The following is a 268-nucleotide window of genomic DNA, read 5'->3' on the forward strand; positions in this document are numbered from 1 at the left end:
TCGTGCCACAGCGCATCCAGCGCCCAGACATCGCCCAGCGACAGCGCCGACTCGAAGCGCACCTGAGGGCCCTCGGTTGCACCGACGGGGCGCCCCTTGGCGCGCAGCAGGCCGTTGAGCAGCGCATCGACCTGGCCGTCGTGCTCATCGACGCGGCCCAGCGTGGCGACGGTGCGCTGGCGGGGCTTGCCAAGCTCATCGCGGAAGGACTCGACCAGTTGCGCGTACGTGCGCGAGCCGGATCGGGTGAGCTTGATGAACATGGCGC

Annotated in this window: 1 pseudogene; it reads right to left on the reverse strand. The window is 70.1% G+C overall.

What is annotated here, in order from left to right:
* Positions 1 to 263, reverse strand: a pseudogene (locus ACG00X_RS24140) (IS1634 family transposase); the annotation flags it as partial.
* Between the last annotated feature and the right edge of the window lie 5 nt (positions 264 to 268).

This window comes from Pelomonas nitida, assembly GCF_043555975.1.
Lineage (GTDB): Bacteria > Pseudomonadota > Gammaproteobacteria > Burkholderiales > Burkholderiaceae_C > Pelomonas > Pelomonas nitida.